The sequence below is a fragment of the Pyxidicoccus caerfyrddinensis genome (assembly GCF_010894405.1).
Lineage (GTDB): Bacteria > Myxococcota > Myxococcia > Myxococcales > Myxococcaceae > Myxococcus > Myxococcus caerfyrddinensis.
The window spans coordinates 289,295-305,506 of sequence record NZ_JAAIYA010000006.1 but is presented as its reverse complement, the minus strand read 5'-3'; the positions used below and the strand labels follow the sequence as shown (position 1 = coordinate 305,506).

The 16,212-nt window shown below is 69.7% G+C and carries 9 protein-coding genes; 3 read left to right on the top strand and 6 right to left on the bottom strand.

Annotation, left to right across the window (positions count from 1 at the left end; translation table 11 throughout):
- The first annotated feature begins 134 nt into the window (after positions 1-134).
- The gene (locus G4D86_RS16625) at positions 135-1,490 is read left to right on the top strand and encodes a hypothetical protein (protein ID WP_163994794.1); all 1,356 of its coding nucleotides are present in this window, start codon (positions 135-137) and stop codon (positions 1,488-1,490) included.
- A 4-nt stretch (positions 1,491-1,494) separates the two neighbouring features.
- Here the strand turns inward: G4D86_RS16625 and G4D86_RS16620 are convergent, their stop codons facing one another.
- Entirely contained in the window at positions 1,495-2,556 is a 1,062-nt protein-coding gene (locus G4D86_RS16620) for an MBL fold metallo-hydrolase (protein ID WP_240360293.1), read from the bottom strand.
- Positions 2,557-2,786: 230 nt separating this feature from the next.
- On the opposite strand from G4D86_RS16620, the gene G4D86_RS16615 reads away from it, so the two are divergent.
- Entirely contained in the window at positions 2,787-4,463 is a 1,677-nt protein-coding gene (locus G4D86_RS16615; RefSeq protein WP_163994790.1) for an FAD-dependent oxidoreductase, read from the top strand.
- Between the two features lies 1 nt (position 4,464).
- Here G4D86_RS16615 and G4D86_RS16610 read toward each other — a convergent pair whose 3' ends face one another.
- Positions 4,465-5,028 (bottom strand): Uma2 family endonuclease, encoded by a 564-nt coding sequence (locus G4D86_RS16610; protein WP_163994788.1) that lies wholly within the window; start codon positions 5,026-5,028, stop codon positions 4,465-4,467.
- A 56-nt stretch (positions 5,029-5,084) separates the two neighbouring features.
- Positions 5,085-5,978, bottom strand: coding sequence for a helix-turn-helix transcriptional regulator (locus G4D86_RS16605; protein ID WP_163994785.1), 894 nt, complete (start codon positions 5,976-5,978; stop codon positions 5,085-5,087).
- A 173-nt stretch (positions 5,979-6,151) separates the two neighbouring features.
- Here G4D86_RS16605 and G4D86_RS16600 point away from each other — a divergent pair, with 173 nt between their 5' ends.
- Entirely contained in the window at positions 6,152-7,174 is a 1,023-nt protein-coding gene (locus G4D86_RS16600) for an alpha/beta fold hydrolase (RefSeq protein WP_240360292.1), read from the top strand.
- Positions 7,175-7,224: 50 nt separating this feature from the next.
- Here G4D86_RS16600 and G4D86_RS16595 read toward each other — a convergent pair whose 3' ends face one another.
- From G4D86_RS16595 to G4D86_RS16585, 3 genes are read right to left on the bottom strand one after another with little or no spacing between them, the layout of a single operon-like run.
- Entirely contained in the window at positions 7,225-11,133 is a 3,909-nt protein-coding gene (locus tag G4D86_RS16595; RefSeq protein ID WP_163994782.1) for an NHL repeat-containing protein, read from the bottom strand.
- A gap of 21 nt (positions 11,134-11,154) precedes the next feature.
- Positions 11,155-11,715 carry a hypothetical protein gene (locus G4D86_RS16590; RefSeq protein WP_163994779.1) on the bottom strand — a complete coding sequence of 187 codons (561 nt, stop codon included), beginning with the start codon at positions 11,713-11,715 and terminating at the stop codon, positions 11,155-11,157.
- Positions 11,712-16,196, bottom strand: coding sequence for a PKD domain-containing protein (locus tag G4D86_RS16585; RefSeq protein WP_163994776.1), 4,485 nt, complete (start codon positions 16,194-16,196; stop codon positions 11,712-11,714). The genes G4D86_RS16590 and G4D86_RS16585 overlap by 4 nt, the downstream gene beginning before the upstream one ends.
- Between the last annotated feature and the right edge of the window lie 16 nt (positions 16,197-16,212).

Genomic DNA, 16,212 nt, shown 5'->3' with positions numbered 1-16,212 from the left:
AGCGCTCTGGGGCACCGGTTCGCCAAGACGCCATCGGGTTTCAGCAGCACCCGGAGTACCGATGACATGGTTGCGGAATGGAGGGTGATTTGGGGCGCCCTCCCCTCCTTGGGTAGGCTTGCGGCCCGCCCGCCATGACCATCGCCTCTCCCCTTGCTCCCGTCCCCGAGCCGCTCGCTCCCGTCTCCTCCGCTCCCGAGCCGGCGGCCCCCGCGCCGAAGCCCTGGGGCCTGGCGCGGCGCATCGCCTTCCGCTTCGCCTTCGCGTACCTGCTGCTCTACTCGCTCCCCTCCCCGCTGGACTCCCTCCCGGACACGGCGTTCCTCGGCGATGCCTTCAACTTCGTCTGGCACGCCGTCGTGCCCTGGGTGGGCAAGCACGTGCTGCGCCTGGGCACGGACATCACCGTGTTCACCAACGGCAGCGGCGACACCACGTACAACTACGTGCAGTTGCCCGTGTTCCTCGCCGTCAGCGCGCTGGTGGCCGCCGTCTGGTCCGTCGTCGACCGGCGCCGCACCCAGTACGTGAAGGCCCACGACGTGCTGCGCGTCTTCCTCCGCTACGTGCTGGCCAGCAGCATGCTGTCCTACGGCATGGCCAAGGTCCTCAAGTCGCAGTTCCAGTTTCCGTTCCCCGAGCGGCTGGTGGAGCCGCTGGGTGAGCTCTCCCCCATGGGACTGCTGTGGACCTTCATGGGGTACTCGAAGGGCTACAACCTCTTCACCGGCGGCGCGGAGATGCTCGGCGGCCTCCTCCTGCTCTTGCGCCGCACCACCACGCTGGGCGCGCTGGTCGTCACCGCCGTCATGGTCAACGTGGTGGCGCTCAACTTCTTCTATGACGTCCCGGTCAAAATCTATTCCTCGCACCTGGTGCTGATGGCGCTCTTCCTGCTGCTGCCCGACGTCCAGCGGCTCCTCGGAGTCCTCCTCCTCAACCGCGCCACGGAGCCACGGGCGCTGGGCATGCCCTTCCAGCTCTCGCCGCGGGAGGCACGGGGCTTCCTCGCCGTGAAGGTGCTCTTCCTCGCCACCATGGGCTGGTCCTTCTGGAACGAGGGGACGAGCCGCCTCGCGGGGTCCAGCGACTTCGCGCCCAGGCCCGCGCTCTACGGCCTCTATGAGGTCGAGTCCTTCACCCGCGACGGCCAGACGCTGCCGCCGCTGCTGGGGGACCCGCTGCGGTGGCGCTACCTGGCCATCAGTCGCTACAACCGGTTCACCGTCCGGACGATGGATGACCGCGCACAGCGCCTCCGCATGGAGCACGACCCGTCGAAGTCGACCGTCACCGTCACCGAGGGCGCCGGAGACGCGCAGAAGACGATGGTGCTCGCGTACTCACAGCCGGACGCGGAGCACTTCGTCTTCCAGGGCACCTTCCAGGGCGCCCCCCTCGAGGTCCGCCTCAAGAAGGTGGACGAGTCCAAGCACCTGCTCGTCAACCGCGGCTTCAACTGGATTCAGGAGTTCCCCTTCAACCGCTGAGCCGTCAGTCCCGGCGCGCGGCAGGAGCCGGCTCCAGCGGGGGCACGTCACGGCCCTCGCCGAAGCCCAGGGCCCAGAAGCGCGGGCGCACCGGCTCGCGCGCCACCAGTCGCAGCAGGAGGTACTTCGCCTCGTCCTGGCCATCCAGCGCCAGCGCGAAGGTGCCGTAGTGCATGGCCACCGACGTGGCCGAGCGCAGCACGTGGTGCGCCTGGAGCGCCTCCCTCGGGCCCATGTGCACCGGCCGGAAGGCGGTGGGCCGGAAGGCGCCAATGGGCAGCACCGACAGCCGCATGGGCCCGAAGCGCTCGGCCATCATCGCGAACTGCGGGCCGTAGCCCGTGTCTCCCGCGAAGAGCACCGGCCCGCCCGAGGTGGAGAGCACGAAGCCCGCCCACAGCGTCGCGGACGTGTCCGTCAGCCCGCGGTTGGAGCGGTGCTGCGCCGGCACCGCCGTCACCGTGTGCCCCGGCGCGACTGGCGTGGACTGCCACCAGTCCAATTGCTCCACGCGCTGGAAGCCCTCGCCGTCCAGCAGCGCCTTGTTGCCCAGGCCCACGATGAAGCGCGGGTGGTGCGCCGCTTCCAGGCGCCGCAGCGTTGGCAGGTCCATGTGGTCGTAGTGGTTGTGGCTCACCAGCACCACGTCGATGGGCGGCAGGTCCTCGAAGCGGATTCCCGGCGGGCGCACCCGGTGCGGGCCCAGCCAGGACACCGGGCTCGGCCGGTCCGAGTAGATGGGGTCCGTCAGCACATTCAGCCCGTCCGCCTGGAGCAGCACCGTGGCGTGGTTGATGAACGTGACGCGCAATTGCCCCGGCCCCACGCGCTCCGGCGGCGGCCTGCCGGGAGCCAGGTCCTCGTAGTCGCGCCACTCGCCCCGAGGCTCCGTACGCAGCGCCTCCAGGACGTCTCCCGGGCCGAGCCGGCGGACGGGCTCCAGGTTGTGGAACTGCTCGCCGTCGAAGTGGTCCGTCGCCGGGCCCTCGTGGCGAGACCCGGCGAAGAGGCAGCCGCCGAGCCACGGCGCGCACAGGAGGAGGACGAGCGCGAGGCGCTTCGCCATGGGCGGAGGAGTGTCCTGAAGGTGCGACATGGTTTCCGGCGCTCCGTGAGGAAGGAAGGAGGCCCGGCGCGGCCCCGGGTTCCCACCCTGCTTTCAATCATGAAAGGGCGCCGAAGGGTGCGAGCCGGCGCCGGCCCGGCCGGCCGCCCCACGGGCGGAGTGTCGACGCCCCCACGCCCGGCGGCCGGGGATTCATTGCGACACCCCGGGGGCCTTCCCACGTTCGAGGCATGGACGTACTCCCCGTCACGAGCGAGCCGGGCCTGGACCCCTCCGACCCCTATGCCCGCGAAGCGCAGACCTTTCCGCAGCTCAGCCCGGAGATGGCGGAGCGCGTTGCCACCTACGGCACCGAGGAGCGTGTGACGGGTGGCACGCCCCTCTTCAGCCGGGGAGACCGGAACGTCGATTTCTTCTTCGTCGTCGAAGGCGCGGTCGAGCTCTTCGACCTGGACTCCGAAGGCGCCCCCCACGTCTTCGCCGTCCAGGGCGAGCAGCAGTTCACCGGCGAGCTGGACCTCTTCACCGACCACCAGATTCTCGTGAGTGGCCGCACCCGCGGCGACTGCCGGGTGGTTCGCGTCAAGCCGCACGACTTCCGCCGGCTGGTCAGCACCGAGGCCGACATCGGCGAAATCATCATGCGCGCGTTCATCCTGCGCCGCGTCGGCCTCATCCGTCATGCGCAGGCCGGGGTGGTGCTCATCGGCTCCGGCCATGGCGCGGACACGCTCCGGCTGCAGAGCTTCCTGACCCGCAATGGCTATCCCCACCGGCTCCTCGACATCGACGTCGACCCGGGCGCGAGCGGCTTCCTGAAGTGCTTCTCGCTGACCCCCGCCCAGCTCCCCGTCGTCATCGCTCCGGGGAGGACGGTCTTCCGGAATCCGTCCAACGCCGCGCTGGCGGATGACCTGGGCTTCAGCGAGGCCGTCGACCCCGCGCATGTGCATGACGTGGCCGTGGTCGGCGCCGGTCCCGCGGGGCTCGCGACCGCCGTCTACGCGGCGTCGGAAGGACTGGAGACCGTCGTCGTCGAGGCCCTGGCGCCCGGGGGACAGGCGGGGACCAGCTCGAAGATAGAGAACTACCTCGGCTTTCCCACCGGCATCTCCGGCCAGGCGCTCGCGGGCAGGGCGCAGGTCCAGGCGCGGAAGTTCGGCGCGCGGCTCATCGTCTCCCGCTCCGTCAGTGGCATCGACTGCAAGAGCACGCCCTACCGTCTGCTCCTGGAGGACGGCCGCGTGGTGTCCGCGCGCTCGGTGGTCATCGCCACCGGGGCGCGCTACCGGAAGCTGGACGTGCCCGACCTGGCGAAGTTCGAGGGCCAGGGCGTCCACTACGCCGCGACGGCCATGGAGTCGAACCTGTGCAACGGCGAGGAAATCATCGTCGTGGGCGGTGGCAATTCCGCCGGACAGGCCGCCGTCTTCCTGTCGCGCACGGTGTCGAAGGTGCATCTGCTCGTGCGCAGCGGAGGGCTCGCGGCGACGATGTCCGACTACCTCGTCCAGCGCATCGAGTCCTCGCCGCGCATCGAACTGCACACGCGCACGGAAATCACGCGGCTGGCGGGGAGACGGTTCCTGGAAGAGGTGACGTGGGTGCACCGGCCCACGGAGGAGGCCACCACGCGCCCCATCGGGAATATCTTCGTGATGATTGGCGCCGAGCCGAACACGGAGTGGCTCAATGGCTGCCTGGAGCTGGACGGCAAGGGCTTCATCCGGACGGGGCAGGACCCGGAGGGCCGGGCGCTCGCGTCACCGTATGCGACGTCGCGGCCGGGCATCTACGCGGTGGGGGACGTGCGCTCGGGCTCGGTGAAGCGCGTGGCGTCGAGCGTGGGCGAGGGCTCCGTGGTGGTGCAGGCGATTCACGGCTTCCTGCACCCCGGGGTGGTGTGAGTCAGCGTTCCCAGAGCGCGGCCAGCTCGATGGGAATGGCCTCGAAGGGCTCGGCCCGGACCGGACCATTGCCGGGGTGCGTGCCGAGGAGGACCCAGCGACTTCCCTCCAGTCGATAGACTTCCAGCGTCTGGGGACGTGGGTCCACGAGCCAGAGGTGCTTCACGCCTTCCCTCGCATACACAGCCAGCTTCAGGGTCCGGTCCAGGTGCTCCGTGGAGGGAGACAGCACCTCGCAGAGCCAGTCGGGGGTGAGCTCCACACCGACGACATCCGGTATCTCCGGCATGCGCTCACGCCGCCACCCCACGAGGTCGGGCACCAACACATCACCGCCGAGGTGCAATTCGGTTTTGGGCAACAGGACCCATCCACCGGGTCCCTCCTGCTCCGGTTCCTCATCGAATGGCCACAGTGCCCTCGCCACCTGGCCTGCTGTCCTTACATGGACCGTACCGGGGTGAGGCGTCACGTACAGCTCTCCGTCGATGATCTCCCCAACCACGTTCGGCGGGAGGCGTTCCAGCGCTTCGTATGCGCGTTCTGTTCGCGTCTTGTCGCTCATGTGTCCAGCTTGCATCATACCCCTGACATCCTGATGGGGTCAGGGAATCCTGGAGGTCACATGGCGGCTACTCGTACGTGGGCTGCCACCTGGGAAACGTTCCCCCCCGTGCCGCGCGCCCAGTCCTCCGGTGTCACCTTGCGGAAGCGCGCCGGTGAGCAGCCCAGCTCGCGGCGAAACGTGTTGATGAAGTTCGAGAGGTCGCCGAAGCCCACGTCGTAGGCAATCTCCGTCACCGGCCGGTCCGTGTCGCGGAGCAGCTCCACCGCGCGCCGCACCCGCACCTGCATCAGGAAGCGGTGCGGCGTCACTCCCGTCTCCCGCTTGAACACCCGGAGGAAGTGGTACGGGCTCAGGCCCGCCACCCGCGCCAGGTCGCCCAGGCGCAGCTCGTCCTTCGAGGCGTGCTCAATCTGCGCGAGCGCGGCGTAGACGCTGTCCCGGGCGGCCCGGCTGTCACGCGTCACCTCGCCCCTGGGCGCGCGGCCCAGTTGCGCGGAGACATTCGCGGCGAGCGCGAGCCCCAGCTCCTCCAGGCCCAGCGTCACTCCTCCCTCGTCGAGCCGCTGCTCGGCGAGGTGCCCAAGCGCCTCGATGCGCGGCATCGCCGGAAGCACCGAGCGCGCGAAGTAACGCCGCGACGCACCGCGCGGGCCGCTCCCCACCAGGCGCTCGAGGGTGGCCTCATCGAAGCGGAAGATGAGGCAGCGGTCCCCACCGGCGTGCTCGTGCGAGATTTCGTACTGCTGGCCCGGGTTGGCGAGCAGCGAGAAGCCGGTGGTGAGCAACTGCGGCCCACGCTCGCTCCGGAAGCTGAACACGCCCGAGCGCACCACCGCGATGGAGGCGGAGGTGAACTGCTCCGGCTCGCTCGGTGCCCCCTTCTCCGCGGTGCAACGGTAGTCGAAGACGCGCACCAGCCCGTCGCGCGCCAGCTCGCGGCGGGACATGGCTGGAGCTGCCGACGGTGGCCTTCCCGGCGAGCGACTCATGCCGCCAGCCTAGCAGTCCCGACGCAGGGCCCCTCCACCGCAATTTTCGCCAAGTGGGCGCGGAGGCGGCCTCGCTACAAGCCCCGCTCGTCTCACAGCGCGGCCTCCGCCGCTCAAAGAGGGCAGACGACATGGGCTCGAAGAACATGGAACAGGAGCACGGCCCGGTGGCGCGGATGCGCCGCAGGGAGTTCCTCCTCGCAACCGGAGCGCTCACGGTGGGGGCGCTCGCCGGCTGCGCGTCTGGCGGCGGGCCACGCCCGACGACGGGAGGGACTCGCGAAACACTGGATGCCGCGGCCTTCCGCGCCTCGCGACGCTTCGCCGAGACGCGCTTCGGACGCATCGCCTACGTCGAGCGCGGAACCGGGGACGCCGCTTTGTTCCTGCACGGCTTTCCGCTGAACGGCTTCCAGTGGCGCGGCGCACTGGAGCAGTTGTCTCCCTACCGCCGGTGCGTCGCTCCCGACTTCATGGGGCTCGGCTACACGGAGGTCGCCGAAGGGCAGAGCGTCGCGGCCGGTGCGCAGGCCGACATGCTCGTGGCGCTGCTGGACTCGCTCTCCATCTCCACCGTCGACCTCGTCGCCAATGACAGCGGCGGCGCCGTCGCGCAGCTCTTCGTCACCCGCTACCCGGAGCGCGTCCGGACGCTGCTGCTGACGAACTGCGACGTGGAGAACGAGTGCCCTCCCGCCGCCGTCCTTCCCGTCATCGAGATGGCGCGTGCCGGGACGTACGTGGACCAGTGGCTCGCGCCGTGGCTCGCCGACAAGCCCCTGGCGCGCTCGGAGGCGGGCATTGGCGGGATGACGTACACCCATCCCACCCAGCCCACCGACGAGGCCATCGAGTACTACTTCGCGCCCCTCGTCACTCCACGCGGGAAGGACCAGGTACACGCGTACACCGTCGCGCTGGCGCCCAACCCGCTGGCGGGCCTGGAGCCGGCACTGAAGCGCTGCACCGTGCCGACTCGAATCCTCTGGGGAACGGGGGACACCATCTTCTCCCAGGCGAGCGCCGACTACCTGGACCGCACGCTCCCCAACTCGCGAGGCGTGCGGCGCGTCCCGGGCGCGAAGCTCTTCTTCCCCGAGGAGTTCCCCGACCTCATTGCCGAGGAAGCGCGCCGGCTCTGGGGAGTGGGCTGAGAGTGGACGGCCCCGGGTTCACCTCGAACCCGGGGCGCCCTGCTCCGGCCCTAGCCCTTGTTGTCCTTGTCGACGACGTTGTCCACGCCGTCCTTGTCGTCGTCACCCGGCGGCTCCTTGCCATCCGGGAGGCCGTCGTTGTCACTGTCCGTGTCGAGCACGTTGGGCAGGCCGTCCCCGTCCGCGTCGCCCTGGACCTCGTACTTGTCCGGCAGCCCGTCCTGGTCCTGGTCGCCCTTGCTGTCGAGCGGGACCTCGAGCTCCACCTTCGTCCGCGTGGAGCCGCTGCACTTCCCGTCACCCGGGTAGATGGCCGTGGCGCTCCACTTGCCTCCCGCCACGGTGAGCCGGTAGTCCTCGAACGTGCCGGTGCTGCTCGTCGTCACCGTCTGGTAGACGGGGTTGCCGGCATCGTCCGTGTAGCGCAGGAGGAACGTCTGGCCGGGCCGCGAGGGCTTCGTGTAGCCCTTCACGCGGATGAGGCCACACGTCTCGGGCGGCCTCTTCGGGTCGTAGAAGTAGACCTTGCGCTTCTGGTCCGGCTCCAGGTGATACGCGGGGAACTCCTTGCAGCTCACCTTCACCACCTCCACCGTCTCGATTTCCACGGTGGTGCGGCGGCGCAGCGGCACGCGCACGGTGGCGCCTCCCATCCGCACCAGCGTGTCCCCGCGCGGCGTCCACGCGGTGACGTGGGCGTCGTGGCTGACGCAGTCCTTGTCCTTCTCGTCGGGCTGGAACTTCAGGTGCCCCTCCAGCAGCTCGCCCGGCTTCACCACGGCCTTGTCCGGCCCGAAGGACTGGCCCCAGTGTCCCGGCACGCCCTCGTAGCGGAAGTACACGAGCTGCTCCTTCTCGCCGGCGTTCTTGAACTGGAAGCCGAAGTCCACCACGTCATAGGGGCTGGCGTGGCTGGACTGCTTCACGTGGAGGTTCTGCTGGGCCTCGTTGTCGTTGGCGTTGGTGTCGGACGTCATCCGGCGCAGCTGCACCTTCACGCAGTTGTGCGGGTCGTCCGCGCCCACGGGCCTCCACACCACGTAGATGTCCCGGAACTCGCCCGCGGGAATCACCGGGATGAAGACGCTCTTGTAGAGGTCGAACGAGCCCACGCCATCCACCGTGTGGTACGGCGCCGAGAGCAGGAAGCGGACCTCCGTGTCGTACGCGTCCGCCGGGCCGTCGTTGTAGACGCGGGCGTAGATGCGGTTGTCCTGGTCGCCGATGGGTTGCTCGTCCACCTGCGTGGTGTTGTAGCCGCCACCGTCCTCCTGGTTGTCCACCCAGATGTCCGGGCTGGTCCACACCGGGTCGCCCACGCGGATGCGGACGTTGTAGTCGACGGGGGGCGTGTAATCGACGGTGACGTCATAGCCGCCGTTGGACGGGCGCTCGGCCGTCACGCGCACGCTGATGCCCGTGCCGGGAGGCGCGTCCGTGCCGCCCACGCCCAGCGCCGCGTCACCCACCGTGGTGGCCGGCGTGCGGTCCCGGATGACGACGGGCACCTGGCCCTGCGGAATCGCCTTGTTCGCGGAGTACACGAGCACGCCCTTGCCCGGCACCGTCTGGTCCCGGTTCGCCAGCGTCGGCGTGCGCGCCTCCACCCAGTAGAAGTTCGTCTCGTCCTCGAAGGACGTCACGCCCGGCGTCAGGCCGATGGCGATGGCGCCGTACTGCCCCGCCGCCAGTGAGCTCTGGAAGCTGACCGGAATGGCCGGCTGGCCCGTGCGCGGCGACGTCCCCGGCGGACGGGGGATGAAGAAAATCTGCCCGCCGCTGCTCGTCACCCACTCCGCGTACTGCTTGGACCACACGAGCGGGTGCGCCCCCTCGAAGGGCAGCGCCATGTTGTCCCACTTGTTGGCGGGCTCGGCGATGGGGAACTCCACGTTCTCGTGCGCGAACAGGTCCACGAGGCCGAACTGGTGCGAGTAGCCGTGGGCGTACTGCGGCAGCGTGTTCGTCGGCCCCTGGATGGAGACGGAGAGGTAGCGGGTGTTGCCGCCGACGGTGTACGGCCAGTTGCCCGTGGTGGCCCAGTCGCTCGTGAAGGCCGGGTCGTTCACCACGAGGATGACGCGGTCGATGTCGTCCGACGGGTCCGCCGTGGGGCCGTCCAGCGCGCCCGGCTCGAGGGCGACCAGCCCGTTGAGCGAGTCCGTGGCCAGCTCCACCAGCGGCGTCACGCTGCCCGAATAGTAGTCGGTGCTGGGGCGGCCCAGGGCGAGGGGCTCCTTGTACACGGGCACCAGCGTGGCCTGGTTGTAGCTGACCTCGGAAATCCACTGCGTCAGTGCGTCGATGCGCTGGGTGACGGTGGCCTGGTCCGCGGTGCCGGTGACGTTCGAGAAGTTCACCCGGAGCACGAGCGTGTCCTGGATGCCGTCGGGGAATGGCCCGCGGGCGACCTGCACGGGACGCAGCGCGATGTTGTTGTTCTTGCGCACCTCGTCCAGCCCCGTGGCGGGCGTCAGCCGGTCATAGAGGTTGGACACCCGGGCCGAGAGCAGGAAGCGGCCATCCGCCGCGGCGGCGGACTCGGGGGCCGGCGGCCGGAAGACGATGGGGCCCACCACGGTGACGCCATGGCCCGCCATCGTGGAGCCGGGCACGGTGGGGACGGCGAGCGCGTTGGCGGGCGCGTTGACGGTGTCGCTGGAGAAGCTCTCGAAGAAGCCGTCCAGGCTCCAGTTCGTGGGGAACGCGAGCGGCGACGCCGGGTCACCCCAGTACAGCCGCACGGCGGAGTTGGTGGCCGGCGCGGTGTTGCGGTTGCGCACCATCACATAGACGTAGTTGTTGGTGCCGTAGCGCGGCTGCTCGAAGGCGTAGTAGCCCAGGCCGAACTGCGCCGCGGTGGCCAGGTTCACATCCGGCCGGTGGCGCACGAGGATGTCCGGCGAGGACAGGGTGATGGCGGTGGAGGAGGGCTCCGTGCCGGTGTCACCCAGGTAGTCCCGCGCGTACAGGTCGAAGGGCATCGGCGCGCCCGAGCCCAGGAAGGCCACGAGCCGCGCGGCGTCCGAGTCGATGACGAACACGCGCCCCAGCCCGTCAATCTCCAGCTTCTGCGGCGAGGTGAAGAGCGGAGCAATGCCCAGCGTGGAGTCGAAGCTCCCGTCCGGGCGGAAGACGGTGACGCGGTGGTTCTGCGTGTCGGCCACCCACATCATCCCGTCCGGCGCCACGGCCACGTCGCGCGGGCTGCGGAACTGCGAGGTGCCCGAGCCCATGGAGCCGAAGCGCAGGGGCGAGCCCACCGGCGGGACTTTGACAATCTGGTTGTTGCCGGTGTCCGCCACGTAGAAGGTGCCGTCCGCGCCCACGTCGAAGCCACTGGCGCCGAACCACGTGGGGTCCGAGAGCGCGACCGACCAGCTCGTGTCGTCCGGACCGTCCGCCACGAGGATGCGGTTGTTGCCCGAGTCGAGCAGGTACACCTTGCCCATGGCCCCCACGGCGAGGTCCTTGGGCTGGGTGATATTCACTCCCGCCACGCTGTTGCGCGTGGTGGATGCGAAGGCCGGGTCATACGTGTAGCTGGAGGTGGCGGCGTTCCACCGGTACAGCTCCACCTCGCCGCCAATGCTGTCCAGGGCGTAGAGGTTGCCCTGCGCGTCGGCGGCCACGCCCTGGGGCTGGTTGAGGGCCTGCTCCTGGGTGGGGTCCGCCACGAAGCCGACCTCCGACCAGGTGGGCGCGCCCCCCGAGAGGGTGGAGATGGCGGTGTACTTGATGAGCCGGTGCGCGGTGTCCGCCACCAGCACGCGGCCGTTCAATTCGTCGACGCCCACGCCGAAGGGAACGAGGAAGCCGCCGGTGACGGGATTGGGCGCGCCGGCATCGGCCGCGCCGCCGCCCAGGGAGGTCTGACTCCAGACGAGGACGAGACCTACGAAGACAACAAGGGTACGCCGCACCGCCCTCAGGCGGTGCGTGGAAGGTGTGGGGCTCACGAGTGGAGTCCTTTCAGGAGATTACTTGTCGAGGAGGAACCGGGCGCGAGCCACGGAGCCCTTGTGCAGCGTGGACTTGGAGTGCTTCGTCACGTAGTCGGTGAGGACGGACTTCCCGTCCGACCAGCGCGACACCTCCATCAGGGCCAGCTCGCGGACGTTGTCGTCCGTGTCGTCCAGGAAGGTGAGCGTCTCCTGCTTGGCGAGCTCGGGACCGCGGCGCGAGAAGGTGTTCAACGACAGTCGCCTCAGGGCAGGGCTCTTGGCCTTGCCCGCCTCGGCCACGTGGCCGCCCAGGCGCGCGTCCCACGGCATCTTCTGCGCCGGCTGCGACATCAGGTAGGCGAGCACGCTGGAGCGCACCGCCTCCGCCTCGGGCTTGCCCTCCACCGACTCCCAGATGTCCGAGAGGGCGGACGCTCGCGCCGCCGGTGCCACCGCCTTCTCGAAGCGGGAGTAGGCGGAGAGCCGCGCGAGGCCATCATCCGTGGCGAAGTCGCGGCCGAGCTCCACGGCGGCCGTCTGGGCGAAGGCCATGGTGGAGAGGGTGAGTGCCAGGACAGCAAGCAGGCGCCGGTTCATGGAGTCCTCAGGAAGCGCGTGGTGCGCGCGCGGGTAATCTGCTGCACGGTGTGGACGGCGGTGTCGTCCCACAGCCGCTTGGTGTTCGTGTGCAGGCGCGGACTGGTGATGATGGTTCCGTTGCGCATCAGGTTGAACATGTCGTGGGTACCGCCGTAGTGCCCGCCGCTGGCCCAGCCGGCCTGCGTCCCGCTGGCCTCGGCCAGCGTCAGCGTGGCGTTGGTGAGCATGTGGCCCACCTCGTGCGCGCCGGTGTCGCCGATGGCGGCGGCCCGGCCCGCGGCGATGACGAAGTTCCTGGCGGGAGAGCCCGCGGGAATCCACCCATCCGGGAAGGACTCGCCACGGTTGCCCGTGTTCAGGTTGCCCACGAAGAGCAGGTACACCGTGTTGGTGTTGGCGGGGCTGGCCGGGTCCACGCCGCGCACCAGGTTGATGAGCGCCAGCTGGTCCGCCGAGGGCGCGAGGCCTCCGTACCCTCCCCCGAAGCTGGCGACGCTGTTCAGGTTCACCGGGCTGCCGGCGGGCAGGGTGATGACGTCCGTGGCGGCGGTGTGGACGATTTCCACGCGAATCCCCATGAGGATGTACTGCTCCCGGAGAATCTGCGTGACGAGGTCCACGGTCGCCGCGGGGACGGCCGGGATGTTCAGGTTGTTGGGGTCCTGGAAGTTGAAGACCCGGACGGTCATCACCCGGCGCTCCTCGGGAGCGCGCTGGAAGAGCGGCGTCTTGAGCAGGCTGGCCGGAGTCGCCGGGTCGGCCGACTGGTACCTGGCCACCACCCGGCCGTCCGGGTTCTTCGCCTGACGGACGCGGTGGTCCGCCGCGTTGTAGGCCGCATTGCCCGCGTGGGCCGTGAGTCCCGTGTTGGTGGGCACGTCCCGGTCAATCTGGTCCGCCACCACCATCACCGCCTGGGACACGAAGATGCCCGTGTTGGGCCCCGTCTCGGTGAGGGTGAGGGTCTTCGTGGCCGGGGCGTCCTGGTTGGTGACGCCGTCCGCCTCCGTGGTGAACCACTCCAGGGCGTACTCCTCCGCCGTGGCGGCGTTGGTGTTCCGCGCCGCGTCGGTGAGCTGGTAGTAGAAGCGGCGGGAGTCGCGCCCGACGAAGTTGTCCGGGTTGGCGGAGGCCCCCAGGCGCACCTGGTCCGACTCGTTGTAGAGGGTGTTGATGGCGCCGAAGGCATCCGCCGCCACCCGGAAGGCGAAGTCCCACAGGCCCACCCGGACGAAGAGCGTGGACGCGTCCGCCGCGGTGATGCGGAAGTCGCCGTTGGTGTCCTGCATCGTGTCCAGCTTCCAGAGGTTGAGCTTCAGCTCCTTCTGCGGAGTCGCGGCGGTGGCGGGGGGCGTGTACTGCACCCGCAGCTTCGGCGCGCCGGGCGTGAGGGCCTCGACGTAGACCTGGGCGGGGACGGCGTCCGCGGGGAGGTTGAACGTCTTGGGCAGCACCAGCTGTCCGGTCTTGTTCGCGGTGGTCCAGACCTTGAGCTGGGCCGGCGCGTCCGAGCTCAGGGTGAGCGTGCCGTCCACGCGGGGCTGGAAGCGGAGGGTGACGGCCACCAGGTCGTTCTCCGCGGCGGGCGCGGGCGTCTGGGCGGAGTCCACGACACCGTTCGCGTCGTCATCATCCGAGTTGACTGCGACGGGCAGGCCGCTGGCGGGAATGGCGTGGCCGGGGACCTCGAGCGCCATGTCGTAGAGGGTGAAGGAAACTCGAGGGGAGACGCCCAGGGAGCGGCCGCCGCGGAACGCCTCGACCTCCATCTGGTAGCGGCCCGCGGCCTGGGGCGTGGCGCCCACGCGGCCGTTCCACGAGAAGGTGCCCAGGGCGGCGGCGCTCGGCGTGTTGCCGCGCGTCACCACGCTGCCCGTCGGGTTGACCACGCGCCACTCCAGGCTGGAGATGGAGAGGGCGCCATCCACGCGATAGTCGAACGTCACGTTGCCCGTGCCCGCCACCACGGCGTCACGGTCGACGTAGGGCGCGGTGCTGGCCAGCTGGAGGGAGACCGTCTCCGTCTGGATGGCCTGCGACTGGAAGCCGGAGAAGAGGGTGGGCGAGAGCGTGAAGTCGAGCAGCGTCACGCGCACGTCGTAGCGGCCGGTGGGAGGCCGCGTGCCACCGTTGGTGAACCCGTTCCAGTTGAAGACCAGGGGCAGGCCCTTGCTCATCGGCGGGACATTCAGCTCCACCGCGGAGTAGACGGGCGTGGTGCTGCCCGTGGGGAGGACCTCCAGCAGCGTGTACATGCCCAGCATGAACATGGGGTCTTCGTAGAGCGTGGAGTCGATGTGGTAGTAGACGTCGATGTCCGCGCTGTCGAAGGACTGGACGATGGCGGGCGTGCCGGTGGTGGGCGCATCCACGCAGACGCCGGCCGCGCAGTTGCCGATGGTGACTCCCGTCTCCGCGTAGTTCGTCTGGGCGGGCGAGTCGTCATCCGTGACGGTGAGGCGAATCTTCCAGAAGCCCTGGCAGACCGGCGGGACGGCGGCGCCCGCGGGATACAGGGTGAGGACGCTGGCCGAGGGGCCGCTCGGCAGCGACGGCACGGCGCACCCGGCGGGCGGCACCGCGGACCAGGCGTAGTTCGTGATTCCCAGGCCCGAGCCGGGAGGGCCCGACACCGCGTTGTCCAGGTCGAAGCTGGCGGCGCCATTCACGACGATGGCGCCGGGCAGCACGCCCGCGAGGTTGACGAGGTACCAGGCGGACCCGCTGACGACGGCGGCGGGCACGGTCTGCGGCGGCACGACGACGACGGTGTGGCGGGTGGTCGCGACGTTGCCCTCGCCGTCCTGCACCTCCAGCTCGAACTGCCACTGGCCCGGCTGCAGGTCCGACCAGTCCAGCGACAGCGTGGAGGTGTTGGCGGGGATGTTGAACACCTCGTCCACGCGGCCGGTGGTGTAGGGGCCCCACGCGTCCGGCGGGATGTCCACCACGTACCAGGTGTAGCGGACGATGCCCGCGGAGATGCCCGAGACGGCGCTGCCGTCCGTCACGTGGCAGCGGTTGGCCTGGCTGGGGCACGGGGAGTCAGGGTCCACGGAGCCGCGCCCGTCCAGCAACAGGGGGAACTCCAGCAGGTGGGCCACGTCCAGCCCGGCGATGTCCGCGGTGGGCAGGCCATCCACGACGATGGCGCGGTCCTGGCTCACGGACTCGTTCTCGTCGTCGGTGGCGGTGAGGCGCAGAATCCACGTGCCGGCGGAGCTCGCCGAAGTCGCGCGGGTGGCGGAGGCGCTGGTGGACAGCACGGTGAGCGGCGAGACGCCCGCGGACTGGGGCGCCTGGATGAGCTCCCACTTGAAGGTGAGGTTGCCGCCGTCGTCATCGGTGGTGATGCTGGTCGCCGCCTGGAGCGCCTGGCCGACGTCGATTTCCGTGGGGCCGGTGAAGGAGATGCGCGGCTTCAGGTTGCGCACCGTGACAGTCACTGTCTCCGAGTCGGTGGCGTTCTCGTTGTCCTTCGCGGTGACGCGGAAGCGCCAGGTGCCCACGTGGTTGCCGTTGGTGGGGATGTTGATGCCCGCGGTGGTGGCGTAGTTGCTCTGCGGGGCGAGGCCCGAGCGGGTGGGCGCCTCCAGCAAGTCCCACACGAAGGTCAGCGCGCCGCCGTCCACGTCCGTGGTGGGCGACGCGGTGAGGGCGATGGGCGTGTTGGCGTCAATCGTCGTCGCGCCGGCGACGCTGATGTTCGGCGGCACGTTGGGGACGGAGAACGCGTAGGTGAAGGACTTCAGCTCGCCCTCGTTGTCCGCGATGTCCACCGCGAACTGGTAGTTGCCGATGTCACGGTCGCTGGTGAAGGTGATGGTGGGGTTGGCGGTGTTGGCGGCCGCCAGCGTCGCGGTGGACATGGGCGGCTTGCTGACGATGCGCCAGGCGTGCGTCAGCCCGCCGCCATCCGGGTCCGACGCGTTGGAGCGCAGCGTGACGGTGGCGTTCCACGCCGGCGTGGGCGTGTGGTTCAGGCTGGCGGTGGGCGGCGAGTTGGTGACGGTGATGCGGAAGGTGACGGGGGCGGGGAAGTTGCTCACGCCCGCCAGGTCACAGACGACGTTGCACGGCGGGAAGGACGCGCTCACGCAGTAGGCGGGGTCGACGTGCGTGCCGTTGCAGGTGATGGTCTTCAGTCCCAGGTCCCGCAGGGAGTTGAACCTCATGTTGAAGTGGAACTCGGGCTGGCCGTCCCCCGTCGAGTCGAAGATGGGGCACCCTCCGGGCGAGGAGAGCGGGTTGGACGTCGCCACGCCCGGGTCTCCGGAGCCCGGGGCAATCTGCACCGAGGGCCCGGGCGAGAAGCCCGTCTGGGCGCAGTTGACCTGGAAGGGCCAGAGGTAGCCGCCCTCCGCGAACTCGAAATAACCCTGCGTGGTCTTGACCTGCTGGGGTCCAGCGAAGTCGCCGGCCTGGCTGGCGAAGGCGCCCAGGACCAGGAGGAGACAGGCGAGCCAATGGATGCGCATCGAAGTGACTCTCGAG

Bases quoted from the DNA above. Each gene is read 5' to 3' on its own strand.
- G4D86_RS16625 (WP_163994794.1), top strand. From the start codon at position 135: ATGACCATCGCCTCTCCCCTTGCTCCCGTCCCCGAGCCGCTCGCTCCC.
- G4D86_RS16600 (WP_240360292.1), top strand. From the start codon at position 6,152: ATGGGCTCGAAGAACATGGAACAGGAGCACGGCCCGGTGGCGCGGATG.
- G4D86_RS16615 (WP_163994790.1), top strand. From the start codon at position 2,787: ATGGACGTACTCCCCGTCACGAGCGAGCCGGGCCTGGACCCCTCCGAC.
- G4D86_RS16590 (WP_163994779.1), bottom strand. From the start codon at position 11,715: ATGAACCGGCGCCTGCTTGCTGTCCTGGCACTCACCCTCTCCACCATG.
- G4D86_RS16610 (WP_163994788.1), bottom strand. From the start codon at position 5,028: ATGAGCGACAAGACGCGAACAGAACGCGCATACGAAGCGCTGGAACGC.
- G4D86_RS16585 (WP_163994776.1), bottom strand. From the start codon at position 16,196: ATGCGCATCCATTGGCTCGCCTGTCTCCTCCTGGTCCTGGGCGCCTTC.
- G4D86_RS16605 (WP_163994785.1), bottom strand. From the start codon at position 5,978: ATGTCCCGCCGCGAGCTGGCGCGCGACGGGCTGGTGCGCGTCTTCGAC.
- G4D86_RS16620 (WP_240360293.1), bottom strand. From the start codon at position 2,556: ATGGCGAAGCGCCTCGCGCTCGTCCTCCTCCTGTGCGCGCCGTGGCTC.